This is a genomic window from Streptomyces sp. AA4 (assembly GCF_000158875.1).
Taxonomy (GTDB): domain Bacteria; phylum Actinomycetota; class Actinomycetes; order Mycobacteriales; family Pseudonocardiaceae; genus Amycolatopsis.
The window spans coordinates 1,817,409-1,835,591 of sequence record NZ_GG657746.1 but is presented as its reverse complement, the minus strand read 5'-3'; the positions used below and the strand labels follow the sequence as shown (position 1 = coordinate 1,835,591).

General features: G+C 69.5%; 17 protein-coding genes, 1 rRNA gene and 1 other annotated feature (1 of these 19 cut by a window edge). Of the genes, 14 read left to right on the top strand and 4 right to left on the bottom strand.

Annotated features, from left to right (window positions below; genetic code table 11):
* Positions 1 to 107: 107 nt before the first annotated feature.
* Positions 108 to 446: a hypothetical protein gene (locus SSMG_RS46735; protein WP_009074770.1), complete on the bottom strand. Its 339-nt coding sequence runs from the start codon at positions 444 to 446 to the stop codon at positions 108 to 110.
* Positions 447 to 648: 202 nt separating this feature from the next.
* Between SSMG_RS46735 and lpdA the strand changes: the two genes are divergently transcribed.
* From lpdA to lipB, 8 genes are all read left to right on the top strand, one after another.
* Positions 649 to 2,022 (top strand): dihydrolipoyl dehydrogenase, encoded by a 1,374-nt coding sequence (gene lpdA, locus SSMG_RS08595; RefSeq protein ID WP_009074768.1) that lies wholly within the window; start codon positions 649 to 651, stop codon positions 2,020 to 2,022.
* A 55-nt stretch (positions 2,023 to 2,077) separates the two neighbouring features.
* The gene (sucB, locus tag SSMG_RS08590; protein WP_009074766.1) at positions 2,078 to 3,865 is read left to right on the top strand and encodes a 2-oxoglutarate dehydrogenase, E2 component, dihydrolipoamide succinyltransferase; all 1,788 of its coding nucleotides are present in this window, start codon (positions 2,078 to 2,080) and stop codon (positions 3,863 to 3,865) included.
* A gap of 297 nt (positions 3,866 to 4,162) precedes the next feature.
* Positions 4,163 to 5,344 (top strand): IS30 family transposase, encoded by a 1,182-nt coding sequence (locus tag SSMG_RS08585; RefSeq protein ID WP_100267033.1) that lies wholly within the window; start codon positions 4,163 to 4,165, stop codon positions 5,342 to 5,344.
* Positions 5,345 to 5,463: 119 nt separating this feature from the next.
* Entirely contained in the window at positions 5,464 to 6,564 is a 1,101-nt protein-coding gene (locus SSMG_RS08580) for a serine hydrolase (protein ID WP_009074760.1), read from the top strand.
* Between the two features lie 5 nt (positions 6,565 to 6,569).
* Positions 6,570 to 7,055 carry a helix-turn-helix transcriptional regulator gene (locus SSMG_RS08575; RefSeq protein ID WP_009074758.1) on the top strand — a complete coding sequence of 162 codons (486 nt, stop codon included), beginning with the start codon at positions 6,570 to 6,572 and terminating at the stop codon, positions 7,053 to 7,055.
* Positions 7,056 to 7,070: 15 nt separating this feature from the next.
* Positions 7,071 to 7,949 carry a TIGR01777 family oxidoreductase gene (locus tag SSMG_RS08570; RefSeq protein WP_009074756.1) on the top strand — a complete coding sequence of 293 codons (879 nt, stop codon included), beginning with the start codon at positions 7,071 to 7,073 and terminating at the stop codon, positions 7,947 to 7,949.
* Positions 7,946 to 8,575, top strand: coding sequence for a phosphatase PAP2 family protein (locus SSMG_RS08565; protein ID WP_037713018.1), 630 nt, complete (start codon positions 7,946 to 7,948; stop codon positions 8,573 to 8,575). Before SSMG_RS08570 ends, SSMG_RS08565 begins: the two co-directional genes overlap by 4 nt.
* Positions 8,572 to 9,315, top strand: coding sequence for a lipoyl(octanoyl) transferase LipB (gene lipB, locus SSMG_RS08560; protein WP_009074752.1), 744 nt, complete (start codon positions 8,572 to 8,574; stop codon positions 9,313 to 9,315). The genes SSMG_RS08565 and lipB overlap by 4 nt, the downstream gene beginning before the upstream one ends.
* Before the next feature lie 72 nt (positions 9,316 to 9,387).
* Here the strand turns inward: lipB and SSMG_RS08555 are convergent, their stop codons facing one another.
* Both SSMG_RS08555 and SSMG_RS08550 read right to left on the bottom strand, forming a co-directional pair.
* Complete coding sequence (locus SSMG_RS08555) at positions 9,388 to 10,323, bottom strand: LLM class F420-dependent oxidoreductase (protein ID WP_009074750.1); 936 nt, start codon at positions 10,321 to 10,323, stop codon at positions 9,388 to 9,390.
* Positions 10,324 to 10,348: 25 nt separating this feature from the next.
* A complete protein-coding gene (locus SSMG_RS08550) occupies positions 10,349 to 10,969 on the bottom strand; it encodes a TetR/AcrR family transcriptional regulator (protein ID WP_037713016.1) in 621 nt (206 codons plus the stop codon).
* Positions 10,970 to 11,101: 132 nt separating this feature from the next.
* On the opposite strand from SSMG_RS08550, the gene SSMG_RS08545 reads away from it, so the two are divergent.
* The 6 genes from SSMG_RS08545 to SSMG_RS08520 all read left to right on the top strand — a co-directional run bounded on the left by SSMG_RS08545 (position 11,102) and on the right by SSMG_RS08520 (position 16,653).
* The gene (locus tag SSMG_RS08545) at positions 11,102 to 11,623 is read left to right on the top strand and encodes a hypothetical protein (protein ID WP_009074747.1); all 522 of its coding nucleotides are present in this window, start codon (positions 11,102 to 11,104) and stop codon (positions 11,621 to 11,623) included.
* A 19-nt stretch (positions 11,624 to 11,642) separates the two neighbouring features.
* Positions 11,643 to 12,587, top strand: coding sequence for an oxidoreductase (locus tag SSMG_RS08540; protein ID WP_009074745.1), 945 nt, complete (start codon positions 11,643 to 11,645; stop codon positions 12,585 to 12,587).
* 30 nt (positions 12,588 to 12,617) lie between these two features.
* On the top strand, positions 12,618 to 13,619 hold the full coding sequence (gene lipA / locus SSMG_RS08535) for a lipoyl synthase (protein WP_037713013.1): 1,002 nt from the start codon (positions 12,618 to 12,620) through the stop codon (positions 13,617 to 13,619).
* A 102-nt stretch (positions 13,620 to 13,721) separates the two neighbouring features.
* Entirely contained in the window at positions 13,722 to 14,393 is a 672-nt protein-coding gene (locus tag SSMG_RS08530) for a DedA family protein (protein ID WP_009074741.1), read from the top strand.
* A gap of 57 nt (positions 14,394 to 14,450) precedes the next feature.
* A complete protein-coding gene (locus SSMG_RS08525; protein WP_009074739.1) occupies positions 14,451 to 15,320 on the top strand; it encodes a patatin-like phospholipase family protein in 870 nt (289 codons plus the stop codon).
* 130 nt (positions 15,321 to 15,450) lie between these two features.
* The gene (locus SSMG_RS08520; protein ID WP_009074737.1) at positions 15,451 to 16,653 is read left to right on the top strand and encodes an Ig-like domain-containing protein; all 1,203 of its coding nucleotides are present in this window, start codon (positions 15,451 to 15,453) and stop codon (positions 16,651 to 16,653) included.
* A gap of 1,133 nt (positions 16,654 to 17,786) precedes the next feature.
* Here SSMG_RS08520 and rrf read toward each other — a convergent pair.
* Positions 17,787 to 17,903: ribosomal RNA gene (gene rrf, locus SSMG_RS08515) — 5S ribosomal RNA — on the bottom strand.
* Positions 17,904 to 17,987: 84 nt separating this feature from the next.
* Positions 17,988 to 18,183, bottom strand: a sequence feature (mutual gap in cmsearch alignment for this rRNA model is longer than 100) (it continues 2,867 nt past the right edge of the window).

Below are 18,183 nucleotides of genomic sequence, written 5' to 3'. Positions count from 1 at the left end.
GCACAATCAAAAATCGGGGTGCCCCACGCAACCCAGATCACCGGCAATGTCGCCCCCAGGGCGACGAGCCGAACCCCAGCCCCAACTACCGACAGCGACCCCCAGCCTCACCCCCCAGACCGACGCTTCTGCCGTTCGGTGTACTCCCGCATCCGCTTCGGATACCCCACCCGCGCCGCCTCGTACACCGGAATCGTGTGCTTGTGCCCGAACTTCTGCGCCGCGGCGAGGCTGCCGATGCGGCGGCGGGTCCATTCGCCGTCGTGCGCGACGAGCACCACAGTGGTGTCGGTCACCGTGGTCGGCGGCTCGACGTAGGCTTCCACCCCACGCCGCGCGGCGGCCCATTCCTCCAGGTAGCGGGTGTCGGCCGAGCCCGCGGAGCGGCCTGCTCCGGCGGCCGGGCCGCGTCTGCCGCGGCGGCGCAACGAGTCGAAGATCCCCACTTCGACCACCTTTCTTCCGGCGAGAGTCCGGACTTCATTATTCCCGGGCGCGTGTGTGGCCGGTGTCGCAGCGCCGCCTTGGCCCGGCTAGGTCGCAACGCCGATCGGCGTAGTGACAAGATGGCGGTTGTCGCGCGCGCGGTTATACCGGGTGCCGCGGCGACCGAAGCTCCACCCCTATCGCTGCCGAGGAGTTATTGAAGTGAGCGACACCTCCGCCGACCTCGTGATCCTGGGAGGCGGATCGGGCGGCTACGCCGCGGCCTTCCGCGCTGCCGAGCTGGGCCTTTCCGTCACGCTGATCGAGAAGGACAAGCTGGGCGGGACCTGCCTCCACCGGGGCTGCATCCCGACCAAGGCCCTGCTGCACGCCGCCGAGGTCGCCGACGAGGCCCGCGACGCCGAGACCTTCGGCGTCAAGGCCGTGTTCGAGGGCATCGACATCGCGGGGGTGAACAAGTACAAGGACGGCATCGTCTCCCGGCTGTACAAGGGCCTCCAGGGCCTGGCCAAGGCGCACAAGGTGAACCTCGTCGAGGGCACCGGCCGGTTCGTCGGCGGCACGACCGTCGAGGTCGACGGCACGCGCTACACCGGCAAGAACGTCATCCTCGCCACCGGTTCGTACTCGCGCACCCTGCCCGGCCTCGAGCTCGGCGGCCGCATCATCGCGAGCGAGCAGGCGCTGACGCTGGACTACGTGCCGAAGAAGGTCGTCGTGCTCGGCGGCGGCGTGATCGGCGTGGAGTTCGCCAGCGTGTGGGCTTCCTTCGGGGTCGACGTCACCGTGGTCGAGGCGCTCCCGCGGCTGGTCCCGAACGAGGACGAGTACGCCTCCAAGCAGCTCGAGCGGGCGTTCCGCCGGCGCAAGATCGCCTTCAAGACCGGCGTGAAGTTCACCGGCGCGAAGCAGGACGACAACGGCGTCAGCGTGTCGCTGGAGTCCGGCGAGACGCTGGAGGCCGACCTGCTGCTGGTCGCCGTCGGCCGCGGCCCGAACTCGGCCGGGCACGGCTACGAGGAGGCGGGCGTCAAGATCGACCGCGGCTTCGTGCTCACCGACGACCGGCTGCGCACCAACCTGCCGAACGTGTACGCGGTCGGCGACATCGTGCCGGGCCTTCAGCTCGCGCACCGCGGCTTCCAGCAGGGCATCTTCGTGGCCGAGGAGATCGCCGGACTGAACCCGCGCGCCATCGACGAGCGCGGCATCCCGCGCGTCACCTACTCGCACCCCGAGGTCGCCTCGGTCGGGCTCACCGAGACCCAGGCCAAGGAGAAGTACGGCTCGGACGTCACCACGTTCACCTACGACCTCGGCGGCAACGGCAAGAGCCAGATCCTCAAGACCTCCGGCGGCGTGAAGCTGGTGAAGGCGCCGGACGGCCCCGTCGTCGGCGTGCACATGGTCGGCGACCGGGTCGGCGAGCTGATCGGCGAAGCGCAGCTGATCTACAGCTGGGAGGCGTTCCCGGAGGACGTCGCCCCGCTGATCCACGCGCACCCCACGCAGACCGAGGCACTCGGCGAAGCGTTCCTCGCCCTCGCGGGCAAGCCGCTGCACGTGCACAGCTGACGCGCAACCAGCACAATCCAGACCACGTCTTAGCGATCAAGGGAGCCAGCGAACAATGGCCTACTCCGTCACGCTGCCGGAGCTCGGCGAGAGCGTCACCGAGGGAACCGTCACCCGGTGGTTGAAGCAGGAGGGCGACACCGTCGAGGTCGACGAGCCGTTGCTCGAGATCTCGACCGACAAGGTCGACACCGAAGTACCGTCGCCGGTGGCAGGCACGGTCGTGAAGATCAGCGCCAAGGAAGACGACACCGTCGAGGTCGGCGGCGAGCTGGCGGTGATCGACGACGGCACCGGCGGCGTGCCCGAGTCCTCCGCGCCGGCCCAGCAGGCCGAGCCGGAGCCCGCCCCGCAGCAGCAGGAAGCCCCTGCCCAGGCCGAATCCGCCGCCCCCGCCGAGTCCGCCCCGTCGCAGCCGGACACCGCTCCGGCCGCCGGCGGTTCGGGCACCGAGGTGAAGCTGCCCGAGCTGGGCGAGAGCGTCACCGAGGGCACCGTCACCCGCTGGCTGAAGCAGGTCGGCGAGACCGTCGAGGTCGACGAGCCGCTGCTCGAGATCTCCACCGACAAGGTCGACACCGAGGTCCCGTCGCCGGTCGCCGGCACCGTGCTGGAGATCCGCGCGGGCGAGGACGAGACCGTCGAGGTCGGCGGCGTGCTCGCGGTCATCGGCGACGCCAGCGCCGCCCCGGCCGCCGCCCCGGCGCAGGAAAGCAAGCCCGCCCCGGCTCCGGAACCCGAGCCCGCTCCGGCCCCGGTCCAGGAGAGCAAGCCCGCTCCGGCCCCGGCGGCTCCGGCCCCCGCGCCCGCAGCCCCGGCTCCCGCTCCGGCCCAGGAGAGCAAGCCCGCCCCAGCCGCGCAGGCCCCGGCGGACAACGGCTCCGCGGACGGCCCGTACGTCACGCCGCTGGTGCGCAAGCTCGCCTCCGAGCACGGCATCGACCTCGCGTCGCTGACCGGCAGCGGAGTCGGCGGCCGCATCCGCAAGCAGGACGTGCTCGCCGCCGCCGAGGCCAAGCAGAAGGCGGCTCCGGCCCCGGCTGCTTCCGCCCCGTCCGCTCCGGCCGCCGCCGCTCCGTCCGCGCCGCGCGCCGCCGCGGTCTCGCCGGAGGTCGCCGCCCTGCGCGGCACCGTGCAGAAGGCGAGCCGGATCCGGCAGATCACCGCCACCAAGACCCGCGAGTCGCTGCAGGTTTCCGCGCAGCTCACGCAGGTGCACGAGGTGGACGTCACCAAGATCGCCAAGCTGCGCCAGCGCGCGAAGGCGGCGTTCAAGGAGCGCGAGGGCGTCAACCTCACGTTCCTGCCGTTCTTCGCCAAGGCGACCGTCGAGGCGCTCAAGCAGCACCCGAACGTCAACGCGTCCTACAACGAGGACACGAAGGAGATCACCTACCACGGCGCCGTGCACCTGGGCATCGCGGTGGACACCGAGCGCGGCCTGCTCTCGGTCGTGATCCACGACGCGGGCGAGCTGAGCCTGGCCGGTCTCGCGCACCGCATCGCCGACCTGGCGGCGCGGGCCCGGGCCAACCAGGTCAAGCCGGACGAGCTGACCGGCGGCACCTTCACCATCACGAACATCGGCTCCAACGGAGCCCTGTTCGACACGCCGATCATCGTGCAGCCGCAGTCCGGCATGCTCGGCACCGGCGCCGTGGTGAAGCGCCCGGTCGTGGTGAGCGACGCCGACGGCAACGACACCATCGCGGTCCGCTCGATGGCGTACCTGCCGCTGACCTACGACCACCGCCTGGTCGACGGCGCCGACGCCGGCCGCTTCCTGACCACGATCAAGCAGCGGCTGGAAGAGGGCAACTTCGAGGACGAGCTGGGTCTCTGATCCGGTAACTCTCTCGGCCGAAGGCCCCCGCATCCGCCAGGCGGGTTCTAGCGGTCCCCGCAACACCCTGGATTGCAGGGAGTTGCGGGGATCGTGGATTTTGAGAGGTTGAAGAAGGAGTTCTTCGAGGCTCTTGATCGGGAGAAGGGCAACGTTTCGGGTGCCGCCCGGGTGGTCGGGGTGTCTCGGGGAACGGCTCACACTTGGGCGCGGCAGGCAGGAGTGCGGGGCACGGGGAAGTCGGGCACGTCCGGGCATCCGGGCAGGGCGGAGTACGACCGGCTTCGCGCGGCCGGTGTGCGATCACGGGATGCCGCCACTCGGGTCGGCGTCAACGAGCGCACCGCCCGGGACTGGGATCGCGGTATCCGGCAGATCGGTCACACGCGCCTCCACCCGGATGGGCGCCGGATCGACTACAAGACGGGCGTGACCACTGTCGTTCCTTTGTCCTCGCAGCCGTCTGTCGCGGCGGTCGAGGCCACTTTGCACCCGCGGTACTTGACGGTGGCCGAACGGGAGCTGATCGCCGACATGCGCCGGCAGGGCGAGTCGTTCCGGGCGATCGGGCGGGCGCTGGGCCGCCCGGCGTCCACCGTCAAACGGGAGATCGACACGCGGTCGGTCAACGGTGTCTATCGGCCGCACCACGCTCAGCGGGCCTGGGCGGGAAGCCGGCCGCGGCCGAAGCCGTCGAAACTCGCCCAGGACGGTCCGTTGCGCGCCTATGTCGCCGACAAGCTGCGGGAACAGTGGTCACCCGAGCAGATCTGTCAGGCGCTCGTCCGCGAGTTCCCCGACGATGAGGACATGCGGGCGAGTCCGGAAACGATCTACCAGGCGATCTACGTCCAGGCTCGGGGCGGGCTGCGACGCGAGGTCGCGGCCGCGCTGCGGACCGGCCGCACCCGCCGGAAGCCGCACCGCAAACCTGACCAGCGCACACCCCGGTTCGTCGACGGCATGGTGATGATCTCCCAGCGCCCGGCCGAGGTCGAAGACCGCGCGGTCCCCGGCCACTGGGAAGGCGACCTGATCGTCGGCACCCGCAGCGAGAGCGCGATCGTGACGCTGGTCGAGCGCTCCACCCGCTACGTCATGCTCGGGCACCTGCCCGGCGGGCACACCGCCGAGGAAGTCCGGGACGTGCTCGTCCCGCTGATCCAGACCCTGCCCGCACACCTGCGCGGCTCGCTGACCTGGGACCAGGGCTGTGAAATGGCCGCGCACAAGCAGTTCTCGATCGCGACCGGGGTTCCGGTCTACTTCTGCGACCCGCACGCACCCTGGCAACGCGGCTCAAACGAGAACACCAACGGACTGCTGCGCCAGTACTTCCCCAAAGGGACCGACCTGTCCGTTCACAGCACCGAAGACCTCGAACACGTCGCCCAGAAACTCAACCGCCGACCACGCAAAACGCTCGGCTGGTCAACACCAGCCGAGCGCCTGCGTAATCTGCTAACGGCCACCACATAGATCATCAGGTGTTGCGACGACCGCGTGAATCCGCCCCACGGGTGCGGGGGCCTTCGCCGTTCGCCGTTCCGCGTAGTCAGCTATTCCGGATTTTCGGAATTCCGGAGTAGGCTTGGCTCATGCTCACCCGACGAAGCTTGCTCGCGTCGGTCACAGCAGCGGGGGCCGCCACGTTCGTCGCCCCCTCGCTCGCGCTGGCCGATCCCCCGGACCAATCCACGCCCGAAGGCTGGCTCGCCCGGCTCGCCGCGCACCGCGACGACGTGTCCGCGGTCTTCTCCGACCGCACGTGCTTCGAGCACCGGCCAGACCAGCAACGTCCGCTCGCCTCCGCGGTCAAGGTGGTGCATCTGCTCGCCTACACGACGGCGGTCGCCGAAGGACGGCTCGATCCGGCCGAACCGGTGCGCGTCGGTGATTGGGACGCCCGGCATCCGTTCTTCGGCGACGGCCTTCTCGGCCAGGGGACGCACCACGAAGCCCTGACCTTGCTGGGAATCCCGTGCGACGAGTTCGGCATCGCGAAGGATCCGGAGCAGCGAGTGCCGCTGCACAAGATCGCCGAGCTGATGATTCTGGTCAGCGACAACGCCGCCGCGGACTACCTGCACGCCCGGCTCGGCGACTCGGCGCTGCGCCGCGCGGCCGCGCGCGGCGGCTGGCACCACCCCGACACCCGGATGTTCTGCGGGGAAACGCTGATGTGGGTGCTGCCCGAGTACTGTCCGCCGCCCGGCACCCCGAGCGCGGTCCGCCGTGCCCTGGGCAATGCGCTGACGAACCGGTTCGTCCACGACGCGTCGTTCCGTGCCACCGTGATTCCGCGGGTCTTCGCCCATCCGCCGACGCCCGAACACACCAGGATCTGGGAGGCGGGAACCGGCCAGGGCACTGCCGCGCACTTGTTCGGGCTGCACCGCGAAATCGCCGCGGGCAAGGACCGGGCCGCCGTCCTCGCGCAGCAGATCCTCACCCAGTTCCCGGAACGGAAGCCGCCGGGCGCGGATGCCTTGTTGTTCAAAGGCGGCAGCTTGTCCGCCGTCCTGGTGCTGGCGTTCGACGTGCTGTGGCCGGACCGCGCTCCGAGTACCGGCACGATCCTGCTTCAGAACGCGACGGCCGCCGACCTTCAGCACGTTCCGGCGCTGATGCGGCTGTGCGTCGACGCGCTGTACCTCCCGGCCACCTTCACGGCACTGGAGCGCGCGCTGGGACACTGACCCGCATGACCGATGACCTCGCCGAGCGCGTCGCGGCGCTCGAACGCCGGCTGGCCGCGTTGGAGGGACGGTCCGCCGAACCCGTCCCGGACAGCCCGCGGGGAATCGTCGGCTACCAGGGTGAATTGACCGATCCCGAGCTGCGCTGGGAAATCCGGCTCACCACCCCGGCAGTCCTGTCGCTGCCGGACGGGCCGCGCGCCGAGGTGCTCGCCGCGCTGGCGAACACCGACCGGATCGCGCTCGTCCGGCTGCTCGCCCGCGACGGCGCGCAAACCGGGGCCGCGCTGCAGGAAGCGGCCGAACTCAGCTCGCCAGGACGGCTCTATCACCACCTCAAGGCGCTCACCGCGGCCGGGCTGGTCGAGCAGGACCGCCGCGGCAGCTACCGGCTCAAGCCGACCGCCGCGATTCCCGCGCTGGTGCTGCTGACCGCCGCCGCCGACGTCGCCGGTCAGCTCCGCCCGGGTGTGCGCGAACCGGGCCGATAGGACACGATCAGAGGCATGCGGGTACTCATCGCGGGCTCCGGCGGTCTCCTCGGCACCGCATTGACCGGACGGCTGCGCGAATCCGGGCACGACGTGCGCCGGCTGGTGCGGCGCACCGCGCGGGCGGAAGACGAGCGCGGCTGGGACCCGCCGTCGGGGCGGATCGACGACGGCGCGTTCGACGGCGTCGACGCGGTGGTGAACCTGTGCGGCGCGCCGCTGTTGCCCGGTCGCTGGAGCGCCATGCGCAAACAGCAGCTGCTCGACAGCCGCGTCGAGCCGACCGAGGTGCTCGCCGAAGCGGTGGCGGAGCACGGCATCGGGGTGCTGGTGAATGCCTCCGCCGTGGGCTATTACGGCAACACCGGGTCCACTGTGGTCGATGAGGACACCAAGGCGGGCAACGGTTTTCTCGCCGAGATGTGCGTCGAATGGGAGAACGCGACCGCCGCGGCGGCCAACGCGCGCGTGGTCTCGGTCCGCACCGGTCTCGTCCTGGCCCGCCGCGGCGGCCTGCTCGACGTGCTGCGTCCGCTCTTCCGCTTCGCGCTCGGCGGACGGCTCGGCGACGGCAGCCAGTTCATGCCGTGGATCGCGCTGGACGACGAAATCGGTGCCCTCGTGCACATTCTGGAGCACGATTCGCTGTCCGGCCCGGTCAATCTCACCGGCCCGATCCCGGTCACCAACGCCGAGTTCACCAAGGCCCTCGGCCACGCCGTGCACCGGCCCGCGCCGTGGTGGGTGCCGGAAATCGCGATGAAGATCGCGCTCGGCCAGGCCGCCGAGGAGATGGCGTTGTTCGGACAGCGCGCGGTGCCGCGGAAGCTGGAGGCGAGCGGCTACGAATTCCGGCACCGCACCGTCGACAGCGCGCTCGCCGCGGCGACATGACGATGCCGCGCGTCCGGTGGATCGTCGTTGGCGTGGTGCTGTTCGCCGCGTTCCTGTGGCTCGGATTTCTGGTGGACCGGCAGCCGCTGCAGCTCGACGTCGAGGTCGCCACGGCCCTGCGGGGACAGGACACTCGCCCGGCCGGCCAGATCGCGGGCGTGGTGACGAACGTCCTCGGCCCGGTGCTGCCGTATGTGCTCGGCGTGCTGCTGCTGGCGATCGTGCTGCGCGACCGCTCCCAGTTCTCGCTGTGCGTGCGGCTCGCCGTGGTGCTGCTTCTGTGCCGGTTCACCAGCCTGGCGTTCAAGCCGGTGTTCCAGCGCCAGCGCCCGCGGGTGTACCCGGATCTGAGCTACCCCAGCGGCCACGTCGTCTCCGTGGCGACGACCAGCCTGGTCGTGGTGCTCCTCTGCGCCTGGCTCCGGCCGCGGTTCGTCCGGTGGGCGATCGGGATTTCCGCCGCCGCGACGGTGCTGGCCGCGGCCTGCCGGATCGTGCTCGGCGTGCACTGGGTCACCGACACCATCGGGGCCGTGCTCGCGGTGCTCGGCGTCGGACTGGTGTCAGCGACCGCACTCCGGCTGATTCCCTTTCCGCCGGACGAAAGGCGTAGCCTCGAACGGTGAGTTCTTCGAGCGCAAGCTGCCGGATCGCCACCGAACCCCTCGTCGTGCGCGAGATCGGGACGATCGACTACACCGAGGCCTGGGACCTGCAGCGGGAGATCCTCACCGCTCGTGCGGACGAAACCGGGCCGGACACCATGCTGCTGCTGGAGCACCCGTCGGTCTACACCGCGGGCAAGCGCACCGAACCCGAGGACCGGCCCGCCGACGGCACCCCGGTGATCGACGTCGACCGCGGCGGCAAGATCACCTGGCACGGCCCCGGCCAGCTGGTCGGCTACCCGATCCTGAAGCTCGCCGACCCGATCGACGTGATGCATTACGTGCGCCGCCTCGAGGAGGCGCTGATCGCGGTGTGCGACCGGTTCGGCGTGCGCACCGGCCGCGTCGAGGGCCGCAGCGGCGTGTGGATCCCGGCCGACGAGCGCGGGATCGAGCGCAAGATCGCCGCGATCGGCATCCGCGTCCAGCGCGGCGTCACCATGCACGGGTTCGAGCTGAACTGCAACGCCGACCTGGCCGCGTTCGACAACATCGTGCCGTGCGGCATCCGCGACGCGGGCGTCACCTCGCTGTCCTGGGAACTGCAGCGCGACGTCCCGGTCTCCGAGGTGCTGCCGCTGGCGAAGGAGCTGGTGCTGGCCGCGCTCGAAGGCGAACTGCCGGTGAGCGACGACCGCTGGCTGCCGCGTCCGGAGGCCCCGAAGGCCCCCGGCGTCACCTTCGCCCTGCAGAACTGACCCAGCTGTCCGTGAAGGACTCCTTGAGGGAATCTGATTCCCTCAAGGAGTCCTTCACGGCTTTTCGGGGGCTCAGTCGAGCTGCGGAGCGACCTCGGACGCCACGAACTCGATGTGGTCGAGGTCGGACAGGTCGAGCACCTGCAGGTACAGCCGGGTGATCCCGGTTTTTTCGCGCCACTGCCCGATCCGGTCCACGATCTCCGCCGCGGTCCCGGCCAGGCCGTTGGCCCGCAGTTCGTCGGTTTCCCGGCCGATCGCGGCCGCCCGGCGCGCGACCTCGGCCTCGTCCCGGCCCGCCGCGAGCACGAGCGCGACCGAGCGCAGGATTTCCTTGGGGTCCCGGCCGATCGCCTCCGCCGCCGCGTCGACGCGCTCGAACTGCGCCAGCGCGGTGTCGGCATCCACGAACGGCAGGTTGAACTCGTCGGCGTACCGCGCGGCCAGCGCCGGGGTGCGCTTCTTGCCGCCCCCGCCGATGATCACCGGCGGCGCGGGCGACTGCGCGGGCTTCGGCAGCGCGGGCGAGTCGGCGAGCGTGTAGTACTCGCCGGAGTAGGAGAACTTCTCCCCGGCCGGGGTCTTCCACAGGCCGGTGATCACCGCGAGCTGCTCGGCGTAGCGGTCGAAACGCTCCTTGAGCGGCGGCAGGGTGAGGCCGTAGGCGGTGTGCTCGTCGTCGTACCAGCCGGCGCCGAAGCCGAATTCCACGCGCCCGCCGGACATCTGGTCCACCTGCGCGACCGAGATCGCGAGCGGGCCGGGGTGGCGGAAGGTGGCCGCGGTGACGAGCGTGCCGAGCCGGATCCGCTCGGTTTCGCGGGCGAGGCCGGCGAGGGTGATCCACGCGTCGGTCGGCCCGGGAAGGCCGTCCGCGCTGCCCATCTTGAGGTAGTGGTCGCTGCGGAAGAACGCGTCGTATCCCGCGGCTTCGGTGGTCCGCGCGACCCGCAGCAGGTCGTCGTAGCTCGCGCCCTGCTGGGGTTCGGTGAAGATCCTCAAGTCCATGTCCGCCAGCCTAACGGCGGACTGGTCAGCCCGCGGCGGGCCGTTCCTGGTCTCCCGCCGGGCGGCGCAGCCGGGTCAGCATCCGCATGATGACGTCCTCGATCTCGGCTCCGACCTTCTTCGGGTCGGCCGCGCCGGCGATCTCGGTGGCCGCGCTCGACAGCGCGCCGAACAGCAGCCGCGCGGTGAGGTCGACCGGCACCGGCTCCACCTCGCCCGCGTCGACGAGCAGCTGCAGCCCGGACCGGACCAGCCCGAAACTGGACTGCTCCTCGGCCTCGCGCCAGCGTTCCCAGCCCATCACGACCGGGCCCTCGTGGATGGCGATCCGCTGGTACGACGGGTCGAGGCAACTGCGGATGAACGCCTGCAGCCCGCCCATCGCGCGTTCCCACGGCTCGCCGTCGCCGGTCATGATCTTCTGCAGCCGGTCGTAGACCAGGCTTTCGACCTGTTCGAACGCGGCCTCGAAGAGCGCCTGCTTCCCGCTGAAATGGTGGTACAGCGCGCCTTTCGTGACGCGGGCGCGTTTGGCGACCTCGTCGAGCGAGGTGCCCGCGTATCCGCGTTTCGTGAACAGTTCGACCGCGCTCTCGACCAGGGCGGATCGGGTCGACTCGGAGTAGTCGAGTCGTCGGGACCTCATTGTCGGCACGCTCACAACCTTACGCCGGGGGTCGCCGGACCATACCCGTGGTATGTTGGCTGCGTCAGGTCCGTACCGGGAGTATGCCGCAGACCGGCAGTATGACCCGGGTCACGGAAGGGGAGCCACACCATGAGCTGGACCGACTTCTACCGGCGGCGAGAGATCCTCGATGCCGCTGTCCGCCAGGCGAGGCGTGCACCGCAGGCGCCGCTGTCGCTGGCCGAAATCCCGGGCGCCGCCGAAGAGTTCGGCACCGAAGAGAACCTGTTGCTGGCACTGCAGTACAAGTGGACGCAACTGCTCAGCGGCTACCTGCGCGCCGAGTTCGCCGATCCCGACGAGGCGGAACTGCCCGGCGACCAGGTCGACGCCGTCACCCGCGCGTGGCGGCAGGCGCAGCACGACCACCAAGACCTCCGCGCGGTGCTGGACGGCGCGCTCGAGCGCTGCCCGGCGCTGGAACCGCTGCACCGCACCGAACTGCACATGCTGGCGCTCACCGCCGGCCTCGCCGAACCGGACGAGTCCGCCGACGAGATCGTCAAGGTCGGGCGGACGCTCGACGCGCTGATCCGCGCAGGCGACACCGGCCCGGTCCGCAGGCGCGGCCCGGTCGGGCATCTGATGCGCCTGCTCGCGCCGAGCGCGTGACGTGTAGTTAGCTAGCCCGATGAGCGAACGCTGGACCGAGGCCCGGATCCCCGACCAGAGCGGCCGGACCGTCCTGATCACCGGAGCGAATTCCGGCCTCGGCCTGCGTTCGGCGGAAGTCTTGGCCGCGCACGGCGCTCGCGTGCTGCTCGGCTGCCGGTCGCCGGAACGCGGCGAAACCGCGCTCGAGCGGGTCCGCGCCGCGGCTTCGGGCGCCAAACCCGAACTCGTCCGGCTGGATCTCGCCGACCTGGCGTCCGTCCGCGAAGCCGCCGCCAAGGTGCGCGAACTCACCGGCGACGCGCTGGACGTACTGATGAACAACGCCGGGGTGATGGCCACCGCACAGGGCCGTACCGCGGACGGTTTCGAGCTGCAGTTCGGCACGAACCACCTCGGACACGCCGCGCTGACGTGGCTGCTGATGCCCGCCCTGCGCGGCGCACCGGCGGGCCGCGTCGTCACGCTGTCAAGTGTCGCCGCCCTCGGCGCGCACCTGCACCTGGACGACCCGAACGCCGAACGCCGCCCCTACCGCGCGGCCGCCGCGTACGGCCAGGCGAAACTGTCGAACCAAACCTTCGGCATCGAACTGGACCGACGCCTTCGCGCAGCGAATTCCACCGTGCTCAGCGTGCTCGCGCATCCCGGCTACAGCGCGACCGGGCTGACCACGAACATGGCCAGCTCGTACCGGAATCCCGTGCTCCGCACTGTGCTGCGGGAAGTCGGCAAGCTCGGCGGAATGCTGCTGGCCCAACGCGTCGAGCAGGGCGCGCTGCCGCAGCTGTACGCCGCGACCGCCCCGGACGTCGAAGGCGGCGACTACCTCGGGCCGGCGTTCGCCGTCCGCGGCCGTCCGACGAAGGTGCGCACCCTTGCCCCGGCCCGGAATCCGGAGGCCGGGACCAGATTGTGGGACCTGACCGCCGAGCTGACCGGCGTCACTCCCGACCCGCGCTGAGGCCCGTTTCCCGGGCGTAGGGTGGAGCCCGTGAGTGCTGCACCGGAGGGGCGGAAGTTGTTGCGGCTTGAGGTGCGCAACAGCGAGACGCCGATCGAGAAGAAGCCGTCGTGGATCAAGACGCGGGTGCGGATGGGGCCGGAGTTCACCGAACTCAAGGGCCTGGTTCGCCGCGAAGGCCTCCACACCGTTTGCGAAGAGGCCGGGTGTCCCAACATCTACGAATGCTGGGAGGACCGCGAGGCCACCTTCCTGATCGGTGGTGACCAGTGCACGCGGCGCTGCGATTTCTGTCAGATCGACACGGGCAAGCCTGCTGCGTTGGACCGGACGGAGCCGCGGAAGGTCGCCGAGAGCGTGCAGGCCATGGGTCTGCGCTATTCGACGATCACCGGTGTCGCCCGCGATGACCTGGCCGACGGCGGTGCGTGGCTGTACGCGGAGACGGTGCGGCAGATTCACGCGCTCAACCCGGGCACCGGGGTCGAGCTGCTGATTCCGGACTTCAACGCCGAACCCGACCAGTTGGCCGAGGTGTTCGGGTCGCGTCCGGAAGTCCTGGCGCACAACGTGGAGACCGTGCCGCGGATCTTCAAGCGGATCCGCCCCGGCTTCCGCTACGCCCGCTCCCTGGACGTGATCACCCAGGCGCGTGCGGCGGGGTTGGTGACGAAGTCGAACCTGATCCTCGGGATGGGCGAGACGCCGGAAGAGGTCACCGTCGCGTTGCAGGACTTGTTCGACGCGGGCTGCGAGATCATCACGATCACCCAGTACCTGCGGCCCTCGCCGCGGCATCACCCGGTGGACCGGTGGGTCAAGCCCGAAGAGTTCGTCGAGCACGCGAAAACCGCCGAGGCGATCGGGTTCCCCGGCGTGATGGCGGGCCCCCTGGTGCGGTCCTCGTACCGCGCCGGACGGCTCTACGCCCAGACCAAGGCACACCGCGGCGAGGAACTCCCGGAGAACCTCGCCCACCTCACCGCCGAAGGACCGGCGGCCCAGGAAGCCAGCAGCCTGCTGTCCCGCTGAAGACGTCTCGACGAGGGGCCCCGGTTACGCACCGGGGCCCCTCGCTCGTCTCCGGTCACCCGAACGTGGCACCCAATTCCCAAGAATCAGTAAAGTGATGGTGTGGCTTTAGTAACGGACATCCTCGACTGGCTGCAGGCACTCCCCCAGCCGGGTCTCGTCGCGGCGGCAGGCGGGCTCGTGCTGGCCGAGTGCACGATCGGCCTCGGCTTCATCGCCCCGGGCGAATCGGGCTTGCTGATCGCGGCGACCACGGCGACGTCCGTGCCCCGCTTCCTGACGCTGTGGGCGGTCGTCACCGTCTGCGCGGCCCTTGGCGATTCGATCGGCTACACCCTCGGCCGGAAGTTCGGACCGCGGCTGCGGGAGACGAAGCTCATCCGCAAATACGGCCTGGACGCGTGGGACAAGGCCACCGGCGTCCTCGAACGGCGAGGTGCGTGGGCGGTGTTCTTCGCACGCTTCCTTCCGGTGCTGCGCACCCTGACGCCGGCCGCCGCGGGAGCGTCGAACCTGCCGTTCCGCAAGTTCCTCCCCGCGACCGCCGCCGGCGCGTTCTGCTGGTCGCTGGCGCACATCAGCCTCGGCGCCGCGCTGGGCGAGGCGGCCAAACAGGTCGAGAGCGCGATGAACACCGGGTTCCTCGTGGTGGCCGCGCTGGTGGTCGGAGTACTGGTGTTTTTCTTGCTGCGCATGAAGAAACGCAAGGCACTGGGCGTGTCCCCCGCTTCTCCGGACGAACAGCCGGAGGAGCCCGTGCGCACCGGCAGTTGACCGAGGTCACCCGAAGTCACCCGCCCGGGAACCGTCCGGCTGACTAAATTCGACCGTATGCAGGCATTTGACCTCCCGAAGCCGGTCGCGTTCGTCCTCGGCGGGGGCGGCAGCCTCGGCGCGCTGCAGGTGGGCATGCTGCAAGCTCTCGACGAAGCGGACATCGCGCCGGATCTGGCAGTCGGCACGTCCGTCGGTTCGCTGAACGCCGCGGTGCTTTCCCTGGCCGGCGACGACCGGCTCCGACGGCTCCGCGACATCTGGGCGCACATGACGAAGGCCGAGGCGTTTCCCGGCGGCGTGTTCAGCCAGGTCCGGACGCTGCGGCACAGCAAAACCCATCTGTTCCCGAACACCGGCCTCGCCAAGATCGTCGACGACCACCTCGGCGCCGGCCGCCGGTTCGAGGACCTGGCGATGCCGCTCGGCGTGGTCACGACCGACGTCGACACCGCCGAGCCGGTCCTGCTCACCTCCGGTCCGCTGCGGGCGCCGCTCCTGGCGAGCTGCGCGATCCCCGGCATCTATCCGCCGGTGCCGCACGAAGACCGTCTGCTCTACGACGGCGGCCTGGTCGCCAACGTCCCGATGCGGCAGGCGTTGCGCATGGGCGCGAAGTCGCTGGTCGTCCTGGACTGCGCGTTCCCCGGCAAAATGCCCGGCGCGCCCCGGACGTTCGCCGAGGTGATGATGTTCACCGCGATGATCAGCATGCGCAACCAGGCCGTGCTGGAGGCGCCGGTAGCGGCCCGGACCGTGCCGGTGATCTACCTGCCCGGCCCGGCCCCAGTCCGGGTGAGCCCGCTGGACTTCTCGCGTACCGACGAGCTGGCGTCGCAGGCGTACGACTCCGCCCTGGGCTACCTGAAGGAACTGACCGTCGACGGCCCCGGCCTGTACGGAGCGCCCGGATTGCTGCGCCCCTGATCCGCGAGCCGGAATTCGCGATCGTGATCCGCGTCACCCCAATGCACCGATCCGCCGGTCGGGGCGTCTTTCCGATCGCGTAGTTTTGCAGCTGAACCTGCCGTTCCTGGACCCTCACAAAAGAGACATAATGTTCCCGAAGAAGACATTTTTTCCGCTCGCCGGAATTCTCGCGGCGACCCTGCTGCTTTCCGCCTGTTCCTCCGGGGACGGCGGCAGCAACGGCGGCACGCCCGGCTCTCCGGGCGGGTCGAACCAGACCGCGACGCCGGCGTCGGTGACGATCGAACCGGCCAACGCGTCCGGGATCAGCCCGAGCACGCCGATCGTCGTGAAGGCGGCGAACGGGAAGCTCACGGACGTCACGGTCACGAGCTCCAAGGGCAAAACCGTCGCGGGCGAGTTCTCTCCGGACAAGCTCAGCTGGACGACCACCGAGGTGCTCGGCTACGGCGGCACGTACCAGGTGAAGGCGCATGCCCAAGGCGCGGACGGGAAAACCGTCGAGCAGCAGGGGCAGGTGACCACGCTGTCGCCGAAGAAGCAGGCGAACGCGAACCTGATCCCGGCCCCGGGCGCGGTGAAGAGCACGGGCGTCGGCGTGGGGCAGCCGATCGTGTTCAGCTTCGGCGTGCCGGTGAAGAACAAGGCCGCCGTGGAGAAGACGCTCACGGTCGAGTCGTCGCCGAAGCAGGAGGGCAGCTGGTATTGGATGGACGACAAGAACGTCCACTACCGGCCGAAGGAATACTGGCAGCCGGGCACGACGCTGACGGTGACCGCGAAGATTTACGGCGTCGATTTCGGAAATGGCGTCTACGGAGCGGACGATCGCACCGAAACGTACAAGGTGCACGATTCGTGGATCGCGAAAGCCGACGGCAACAGCGAGCAGATGCAGATCTTCCACAACGGTTCGATGGTGAAGTCGATGCCGATCTCGATGGGCAAGGACGCGACCCCCACCCACCTCGGCCCGCACGTCGTCTCGGACAAGCAGGCGAACTACATGATGGACTCCTGTACGTACGGCGTCTGCCCGCCGGACCCGAAGGCGTATCGCTCGAACGAGAAGTTCTCGGAACGCATCTCGAACGACGGCGAGTTCGTCCACGAAAACCCGAACAGCGTCGGACAGCAGGGCAACTCCAACGTCTCGCACGGCTGCATCAACCTGAACGCCGCCAACGCGGAGTGGTTCTTCAACAACTTCGGCCTGGGAGACGTCGTAGAAGTCACCAACTCGGGCGGCCCGCAGCTGCCGGTGTGGGACCTGTACGGCGACTGGTCCAAGTCCTGGACTGACTGGCAAAAGGGCTCGGCCCTGAAGTAGGCCACCGGGTTCGGCTGAACGGTTCTGACAGGTTCGACAGGGAAGGGTGCCGGAGCTTCGCGCTCCGGCACCCTTTTTGTTGCCCTCAAGCGGGTTCAACGCGGACCAGGACCGAGCCGGGTTGCCGCGGGCCGGACCACTCACCACAGGCGGCTGGCTCCAGGCTGCGCTCCATGGCGCTCAGGCCCGTCTGATCCCCATCGCCTGCTTCGGCTGCGTTCCCGCAACGGAGTCCCGCGGCTGACTGCTCGCGTCTGTTCCCTCCTACGGCCACGTTCTCGTCAACGGCCTCCCACCGCTCGGCTGTCCCTCCAACTGCTCTCGCTCGCCAGCTCCCCACTGCGACCGGATATTCCGTCTCGCCGATGGCTGCGCCCGAAACCGCGCAGGCCCGTCTGATCCCCGCGACGTCCAGGTTCCGCTCAATGGCCCCCGCGGCTTGGCTGCACCACACGGGCGCATGCCGCCTCGACACCGGCGGCACCCAAACCGCGCAGGCCCGTCTGATCCCCGCGACATCGAGGCTCTCCTCGAAGTCCTCCCCCGGCTCGGCTGTCCCGCAACGGTTCGCGCTCGTGCGTTCCCCACACGCCCGCATTGCCGCCTCGCCAACGGCGGCCCCGGCCGCTCGGGCATGTCAGGCCCCCCACGAGGTCTCGGTGCACCGCAACGACCTTCCGCGGCGGCTCGTGCTTGTGCGTGTCCCGCTGCCACCGACCTCTGCCGCCGCGCGCCCTGATGGTTCGGGAGCGTCTGGAGCCCCTACGGTTGTGTCCTCCGCCAGCGCGGCTGACTACGTCTCATCACTTCGTGCCCCGCGTTGGTCTTTTATTTCCGTGTCGCCGGCGCGGCTGGCCACCTTCCTCCGGCTCGTGCATCCCTCAGCACGGACCGCGGTGCCCCATCATCGCGGTCTTGTCAGCCGCGTTGCCAGCCCGCTCGGTCCCGTTGCTGAGCCACGTGTCTTCGCAGCGTCTTCGCGCTGCCATCTCCGCGGGCTGCCGTTGTGATCTGGACATGACGAAGGCCCGAACCCATTGACCGGGTTCGGGCCTTGTCCATGAAATGAATCTGGGCCCCGGGAAAACCTTCTCAGGTTCTCGACCGGGGCCCCGCCCCTTCTTTTAAGTTAAGTTCGGCGGTGTCCTACTCTCCCACAACCCTTCGGTTGCAGTACCATCGGCGCAGTCAGGCTTAGCTTCCGGGTTCGGAATGGGACCGGGCGTTTCCCTGACGCTAAAACCACCGAAACACTCCGAAACAACACACCCGCCACCCCTGGGATGGCACCGGTGTGGTGTTTCAGAACCGTAGAGTGGATGCGAGCGATCTTTGTGGGCAAGTCCTCGGCCTATTAGTACCAGTCAACTCGACAACACATTACTGTGCTTCCATTTCTGGCCTATCAACCCAATCGTCTCTTGGGGGCCTTAACCCACATAGGGTGGGATACCTCATCTTGGAACAGGCTTCCCGCTTAGATGCCTTCAGCGGTTATCCCTTCCGAACATAGCCAACCAGCCATGCCAC

Excerpts from the sequence above, each read along its gene's own strand:
- SSMG_RS08525 (WP_009074739.1), top strand. The coding sequence starts at position 14,451 with ATGCAGGCATTTGACCTCCCGAAGCCGGTCGCGTTCGTCCTCGGCGGG.
- SSMG_RS08555 (WP_009074750.1), bottom strand. The coding sequence starts at position 10,323 with ATGGACTTGAGGATCTTCACCGAACCCCAGCAGGGCGCGAGCTACGAC.
- SSMG_RS08540 (WP_009074745.1), top strand. The coding sequence starts at position 11,643 with ATGAGCGAACGCTGGACCGAGGCCCGGATCCCCGACCAGAGCGGCCGG.
- SSMG_RS08565 (WP_037713018.1), top strand. The coding sequence starts at position 7,946 with ATGACGATGCCGCGCGTCCGGTGGATCGTCGTTGGCGTGGTGCTGTTC.
- SSMG_RS08575 (WP_009074758.1), top strand. The coding sequence starts at position 6,570 with ATGACCGATGACCTCGCCGAGCGCGTCGCGGCGCTCGAACGCCGGCTG.
- SSMG_RS08550 (WP_037713016.1), bottom strand. The coding sequence starts at position 10,969 with ATGAGGTCCCGACGACTCGACTACTCCGAGTCGACCCGATCCGCCCTG.
- SSMG_RS08580 (WP_009074760.1), top strand. The coding sequence starts at position 5,464 with ATGCTCACCCGACGAAGCTTGCTCGCGTCGGTCACAGCAGCGGGGGCC.
- SSMG_RS08570 (WP_009074756.1), top strand. The coding sequence starts at position 7,071 with ATGCGGGTACTCATCGCGGGCTCCGGCGGTCTCCTCGGCACCGCATTG.
- SSMG_RS08520 (WP_009074737.1), top strand. The coding sequence starts at position 15,451 with ATGTTCCCGAAGAAGACATTTTTTCCGCTCGCCGGAATTCTCGCGGCG.
- SSMG_RS08545 (WP_009074747.1), top strand. The coding sequence starts at position 11,102 with ATGAGCTGGACCGACTTCTACCGGCGGCGAGAGATCCTCGATGCCGCT.
- sucB (WP_009074766.1), top strand. The coding sequence starts at position 2,078 with ATGGCCTACTCCGTCACGCTGCCGGAGCTCGGCGAGAGCGTCACCGAG.